At 51.7% G+C, this 6,414-nt stretch carries 6 protein-coding genes; 4 read left to right on the plus strand and 2 right to left on the minus strand.

Going from position 1 to position 6,414, the window contains the following annotated elements:
* Positions 1 to 99: 99 nt before the first annotated feature.
* Entirely contained in the window at positions 100 to 1,350 is a 1,251-nt protein-coding gene (locus ACVXHP_RS22785) for an MFS transporter (protein ID WP_200009480.1), read from the plus strand.
* Positions 1,351 to 1,390: 40 nt separating this feature from the next.
* Here the strand turns inward: ACVXHP_RS22785 and cpxA are convergent, their stop codons facing one another.
* Together cpxA and cpxR are read right to left on the minus strand one after the other, a co-directional pair.
* A complete protein-coding gene (cpxA, locus tag ACVXHP_RS22790) occupies positions 1,391 to 2,764 on the minus strand; it encodes an envelope stress sensor histidine kinase CpxA (RefSeq protein WP_042313425.1) in 1,374 nt (457 codons plus the stop codon).
* A complete protein-coding gene (gene cpxR / locus ACVXHP_RS22795) occupies positions 2,761 to 3,459 on the minus strand; it encodes an envelope stress response regulator transcription factor CpxR (protein WP_005121756.1) in 699 nt (232 codons plus the stop codon). The genes cpxA and cpxR overlap by 4 nt, the downstream gene beginning before the upstream one ends.
* Before the next feature lie 150 nt (positions 3,460 to 3,609).
* Here cpxR and cpxP point away from each other — a divergent pair, with 150 nt between their 5' ends.
* From cpxP to pfkA, 3 genes are all read left to right on the plus strand, one after another.
* Positions 3,610 to 4,110: a cell-envelope stress modulator CpxP gene (gene cpxP, locus ACVXHP_RS22800; protein WP_047025898.1), complete on the plus strand. Its 501-nt coding sequence runs from the start codon at positions 3,610 to 3,612 to the stop codon at positions 4,108 to 4,110.
* Positions 4,111 to 4,257: 147 nt separating this feature from the next.
* Positions 4,258 to 5,160 (plus strand): CDF family cation-efflux transporter FieF, encoded by a 903-nt coding sequence (fieF, locus tag ACVXHP_RS22805; protein WP_038635968.1) that lies wholly within the window; start codon positions 4,258 to 4,260, stop codon positions 5,158 to 5,160.
* A 185-nt stretch (positions 5,161 to 5,345) separates the two neighbouring features.
* Positions 5,346 to 6,308, plus strand: coding sequence for a 6-phosphofructokinase (gene pfkA / locus ACVXHP_RS22810; protein WP_006686196.1), 963 nt, complete (start codon positions 5,346 to 5,348; stop codon positions 6,306 to 6,308).
* The last annotated feature ends 106 nt before the right edge of the window (positions 6,309 to 6,414 follow it).

Genomic DNA, 6,414 nt, shown 5'->3' on the forward strand with positions numbered 1-6,414 from the left:
AATGCGAAAAGGGTTATGAAAATAACTCTACAGTTTTATTAATTATATAAATTAATCTAAATATTTCTCTCAACAAGCAATGAGGGTTTACTCATGTTCATGAATAAATGGGCAAGGCTTTGTTTTTTGATTTTAGGCGGCGGCACAATATTCAAACTTTCAAGTATGAAAGATGTTTTCTATGTGCCAATGCAAAATGACTGGGGTTTAACCAATACGCAGATTGGCTTGAGTTTTACGGTTTATACAATTGTTCAGACAACCGGACTGTTTCTTTCGCTCTATATTGCAGACCGTTATTCTAAGAAAATATTATTACCCTTTGGTCTGATCGGCGTTGGGCTATGCGGCTTATATTTGGCAACGCTACCGTCATTTACCGGTTATCTCATTTGCTTTGCCGCAATGGCGTTCTTTGCTGATGTGGTGTATTGGCCGGTATTGCTGAAAGCCGTGCGTCTGCTGGGTACGAAAGAAGAACAAGGCCGCATGTTTGGCTTTTTAGAAGCCGGACGCGGCGTGGTGGATGTCATCGTCGCTTCTGGCGCTCTGTTTGTCTTCGTTCAGTTTGGTGAAGGTAAAGCAGGGATGCAGGCGGGTCTGCTGTTTTATACGGTCATTACGCTTGCGGCAGGTATTGTGACGTACTTTATTGTCGATGACGACAAAGTGAAAGGCGGCGAGAAAACCAGTGCCAACATGGAAGTGTTAAAGGGGATCAAACATGTGTTGTCCTGCCCTAACGTCTGGTTGGCTTCTTTAGGGATTTTCTTTGTTTACGCCGCATATTGTGGGCTGACTTACTTTATTCCCTTCTTAAAAGACATCTACATGTTGCCAGTCGCACTGGTCGGCGCGTACGGCATCATCAACCAGTATGCGTTAAAAATGGTAGGAGGGCCGATTGGTGGGCTGCTGGCGGATAAGGTTGCTAAATCGCCGACGGTGTACCTGAAATGGACCTTTCTGATCTCTGCCGTTGCGATGCTTGTTTTCATGCAGTTGCCGCATCAAACAATGAACGTGTATATCGGTATGGCCGCGACATTAGGATTTGGGGCGATTATCTTCTCACAGCGTGCGATTTTCTTCGCACCGATGGATGAAATTGGTACGCCACGTGAGTATGCCGGTTCGGCAATGGCGTTTGGCTGCATCATCGGTTATATGCCAGCCATGTTTGCGTACACGTTATATGGCTATTTGCTGGACACCAATAGCGGCATCACAGGCTACAACTATGTCTTTAGCGTGATGATTGCGTTCAGCTTAATGGGCTTTATCTGTTCGACAATTCTGGTGAAGCGGATTAAAAAGCAAAAGCTAGCGGCTGCGACCGCAGCAGCATAACGTGAGTGCTTCCCCGGCGATACGTGACCGGGGAAGCCTGTTAAGCGCGTTTATACAGCGGTAACCAAATCACCAGCCGTAAACCACCCAGCGGGCTGTCTTCGGCCTTCACCCAGCCACGATGCTGCTGGATCGCGGTTTCCACAATCGCCAGACCCAGACCTGTTCCGCCAGACTCGCGATCGCGTGCCTCATCGGTACGATAGAACGGACGGAAAATCTGCTCCCGGTCTTCAGGGCTAACGCCCGGGCCATCGTCGTCCACGGTGATGGTGATTCCATCTTTATCCACCGCAAAGCCTACTTCAATCTGCGTGTGTGAATAGCGCAGGGCGTTGCGCACAATGTTTTCCAGTGCGCTTTCCAGCGCATTTGGGTTACCGTACAGCGGCCACGGACCCGGCGGGAAATTCACCGTGAGCGATTTACCCATCTGCTCGGCTTCAAAGGCGGCGTTATCCAGCACTTCGCCCCAAAGCTGATTGGCTTTCACCGTTTCACTGACCAGCGCGTTTTTCTGCTGATTACGTGACATCACCAGCAGGTCGTTGATCATGCTGTCCAGCCGATGCGCTTCCGTTTCAATGCGCTCCAGCTCCTTGCTCTCGCCACTACGACGACGCAGCAGGGCAGTGCCCAGTTGCAGACGCGTCAACGGCGTTCTCAACTCGTGAGAAATGTCCGACAGCAGGCGTTGCTGCGTGGTCATCATCCGCTCCAGCGCCGTCACCATCTGGTTAAAGCTGGCGCCCGCCGCCAGAAACTCCTGCGGACCGGCTTCCAGTTCCGGATGCTGGCGCAGGTTGCCCTGGGCCACTTCATCTGCCGCGTTTTTCAACTTACGCGCCGGTTTCGCCAGACTCCAGGCAAGCCAGAGCAATAACGGAGAGCTGACTAACATGGTGACGATCAGCAACAACAGCGGTCGGTCGAACAGCAGGTTGATAAAGTCAGATTGCGAGCTGCTGGCAGGTCGAATGAGATACAATTGGTAGTTATCTTCGCCGTCTCTGACGGAAAAAGGCCCGACCATCTCAACGCGACCGTATTTTTTCTTTTGCGGATGGTCGGCGTTATCGGCCTGACCAATAAAGTTACGAATGATCTGCATTTCGTTACGTTCTGCGCCGATCACGCGTCCTTCCGTGGTAACAAGTAATAACCGCTGTCCTGGCGGCGCCCACTTGTCTATTGCCCGAAACAAGCGACGCCACCACATCAAATCGTTGGGTGGATCGTTCGCCAGTTCAGCTTCAACGTGTTGCTCAATCATCAACCCCTGGCGCTGCTCGCTGTCCAGTAGCTCGGTCATCTGACGTGAGTCGAGCTTGGGTAGCATCAGTACCAACATCAACACCAGTGCCAGCGTCAACCAGAAGATGGCAAAGATGCGTGCGGTTAAACTCCCTATCATGAAGCGGAAACCATCAGGTAGCCGCGACCGCGCAGCGTTTTAAACCACGGATGCCCGTCTTTACGCTCTGGCAGCTTACGACGCAGGTTCGAGATATGCATGTCGATCGCGCGATCGAATGGCGTCAGGCGTTTGCCCAGCACTTCCTGGCTCAGATGTTCACGCGAAACCACCTGGCCGAGATGCTGCGCCAGCAAATAGAGCAGGGTGAATTCGGTGCCGGTTAGCTCCAGAGTTTGCCCGTCGAAGCTGGCTTCCTGGCGACCCGGGTTAAGGCTTAACGCATCCACTTCCAGGGTAGGCGAGCCGTTGTCGCTGTTCTGCTGCTGTTCGCTCCAGTGCGAGCGACGCAGAATAGCGCGGATGCGCGCGACCAGTTCGCGGTCGTTAAACGGTTTAGGTAAATAGTCATCCGCGCCCAGTTCAAGGCCGAGAACGCGATCCAATTCGCTGCCGCGAGCGGTCAGCATGATTACGGGTGTCTGGTGTGTCTGGCGAAGCGCTTTCAGTGTATCGATGCCGTTTTTCTTTGGCATCATGACGTCGAGCAAAAGTAAATCGATGCTGTCATCCAGAAGCTCGAGCGCTTGTTCCCCATCATGGGCAACCAGCACATCGAAACCTTCCATTTCGAGCAACTCCTTTAACAGGGAAGTCAGCTCTCGGTCATCATCAACTAACAGGATTTTATTCATTGTTTACGTACCTCCGAGGCAGAAATTACGTCATCAGGCGTCGCTAATCTATGACTTTACGTTGTTTTACACCCCCTGACGCATGTTTGCAGCCCGAATCGTAAACTGTCTCTCGTTGAATCGCGACAGAAAAGATTTTGGGAGCAAGTGATGGGCAAAGTTACCGCTGCCGTCATGGCCTCAACGCTGGCATTCAGTACCTTAAGCCATGCAGCTGAAGTCGTCACAGGCGATCACTGGCACCTGGGTGAAGGCTCCTCGCAACGCAGCGTACAGAGCCACATGTTTGACGGTATCAGTTTAACCGAACATCAACGTCAACAGATGCGAGATTTAATGCAGCAGGCAAGACACGAACAGCCTCCTGTTAATGTTAGCGAAATGGAGACAATGCATCGCCTTGTCACCGCAGAGAAATTTGATGAAAGCGCTGTGCGCGCTCAGGCAGAAAGAATGGCGCAAGAACAGGTTGCCCGCCAGGTTGAAATAGCCAAGGTTCGCAACCAGATGTATCGCCTGTTAACGCCCGAGCAGCAAGCGGTTTTAAATGAGAAACATGAACAACGAATGGAGCAACTGCGCGATGTCGCGCACTGGAAAAAAAGCGCCTCGTTGAATTTATTGAGTAGTAGCAACTCACGTTCCCAGTAGTAACCCTGTTTTCCTTGCCATAGACACCATCCCTGTCTTCCCCCACATGATGTGGGGGTTTTTTTTGCCCAAAATTTGTCACTCGGTAATTGCCTGACTGTTTTACTTCATCCGTTATACTAGCGGCATATCCTGGCAGGAGTGTTTATGAATCAAACCTATGGGCGGCTGGTTAGCCGGGCGGCAATCGCGGCGACCGTGATGGCATCGCTGTTACTTTTGATCAAAATTTTTGCGTGGTGGTACACCGGATCGGTCAGTATTCTGGCTGCGTTGGTGGATTCTCTGGTCGACATTGCGGCGTCACTCACCAACCTGTTGGTGGTGCGCTATTCATTGCAACCGGCCGATGATGAACACACGTTCGGACACGGTAAAGCGGAATCATTGGCGGCGTTGGCGCAGAGCATGTTTATTTCCGGCTCAGCGCTGTTTTTATTCCTGACCGGGATTCAGCATCTTATCCAACCCACGCCGATGAAAGATCCCGGCGTCGGGGTGATTGTCACTATCATTGCGTTAGTATGCACCATCATACTGGTCTCGTTTCAGCGCTGGGTGGTGAAGCGTACGCAAAGTCAGGCTGTTAGGGCGGATATGCTTCATTATCAGTCTGATGTTATGATGAACGGTGCGATTCTCATTGCGCTTGGGCTGGCATGGTACGGCTGGCATCGCGCAGATGCCTTGTTTGCGCTCGGAATTGGCATCTATATTTTATATAGCGCATTACGCATGGGGTATGAGGCGGTGCAGTCATTGCTGGATCGCGCTTTACCCGATGAAGAACGTCAGGAAATTATTGATATCGTGACGTCATGGCCGGGAGTCAGCGGCGCTCACGATCTTCGCACGCGGCAGTCAGGGCCGACCCGCTTTATTCAGATTCATTTGGAAATGGAAGATAATCTGCCGCTCGTTCAGGCGCATGTAGTGGCTGAGCAGGTCGAGCAGGCAATTTTGCGACGTTTCCCGGGATCGGATGTCATCATTCATCAGGATCCCTGTTCCGTCGTACCCAAGGAAGGCAAGATGTTTGAGCTTTCATAATTCGTTGTAAAAAAAGTGAGCCAGGCCAGCATTTTGTGTATAAATTACCACCATTTGGCCTGACCTGAATCAATTCAGCAGGAAGTGATTGTTATACTATCTGCATATTCGTTGGATCGTTTCGATATGCGGAATCGACTTCCGGCAGCAGATTTCATTTTGCATTCCAAAGTTCAGAGGTAGTCATGATTAAGAAAATCGGTGTGTTGACAAGCGGCGGTGATGCGCCGGGCATGAACGCAGCAATCCGTGGTGTTGTACGTGCAGCGTTGACGGAAGGGCTGGAAGTCATGGGGATCCATGATGGCTACCTGGGTTTGTATGAAGACCGTATGGTCCAGCTCGACCGCTATAGCGTGTCCGACATGATCAACCGTGGCGGTACCTTCCTTGGTTCTGCCCGCTTCCCGGAATTCCGCGACGAAAACGTGCGTGCGGTGGCTATCGAAAACCTGAAGAAGCGTGGCATCGACGCCCTGGTTGTTATCGGCGGTGACGGTTCTTACATGGGTGCGAAACGCCTGACTGAAATGGGCTTCCCGTGCATCGGTCTGCCGGGCACTATCGACAACGATATCAAGGGCACCGACTACACCATCGGTTACTTCACCGCTCTGGGTACCGTAGTAGAAGCGATTGACCGTCTGCGTGATACCTCTTCTTCTCACCAGCGTATTTCTATCGTTGAAGTGATGGGCCGCTACTGTGGTGACCTGACCCTGGCGGCAGCGATTGCCGGCGGTTGTGAGTTCGTAGTGGTTCCGGAAGTAGAATTCAGCCGTGACGATCTGGTTGCTGAAATCAAAGCCGGTATCGCGAAAGGTAAGAAGCACGCGATTGTGGCGATCACCGAGCATATGTGTGACGTAGACGAACTGGCGCATTACATCGAGAAAGAAACGGGCCGTGAAACGCGTTCAACCGTACTGGGTCACATCCAGCGTGGTGGTTCTCCGGTTCCTTATGACCGTATTCTGGCGTCCCGCATGGGTGCGTATGCCATCGAACTGCTGCTGGAAGGTCACGGTGGCCGTTGCGTAGGTATTCAGAACGAAAAACTGGTTCACCATGACATCATCGACGCTATCGAAAACATGAAGCGTCCGTTCAAAGGTGACTGGCTGGACTGCGCGAAAAAACTGTACTGATTGTTTTTTGCGCGCCTGATGGTGCTACGCTTATCAGGCCTTGTATTATCCTTTCTGTGCAGAGAGAACCGGCCAGTTCTTTCTGCCATGCAGCCCGCATGCCGTA

The organism is Citrobacter freundii complex sp. 2025EL-00176 (assembly GCF_053309355.1).

Excerpts from the sequence above, each read along its gene's own strand:
- fieF (WP_038635968.1), top strand. The coding sequence starts at position 4,258 with ATGAATCAAACCTATGGGCGGCTGGTTAGCCGGGCGGCAATCGCGGCG.
- pfkA (WP_006686196.1), top strand. The coding sequence starts at position 5,346 with ATGATTAAGAAAATCGGTGTGTTGACAAGCGGCGGTGATGCGCCGGGC.
- ACVXHP_RS22785 (WP_200009480.1), top strand. The coding sequence starts at position 100 with ATGAATAAATGGGCAAGGCTTTGTTTTTTGATTTTAGGCGGCGGCACA.
- cpxP (WP_047025898.1), top strand. The coding sequence starts at position 3,610 with ATGGGCAAAGTTACCGCTGCCGTCATGGCCTCAACGCTGGCATTCAGT.
- cpxR (WP_005121756.1), bottom strand. The coding sequence starts at position 3,459 with ATGAATAAAATCCTGTTAGTTGATGATGACCGAGAGCTGACTTCCCTG.
- cpxA (WP_042313425.1), bottom strand. The coding sequence starts at position 2,764 with ATGATAGGGAGTTTAACCGCACGCATCTTTGCCATCTTCTGGTTGACG.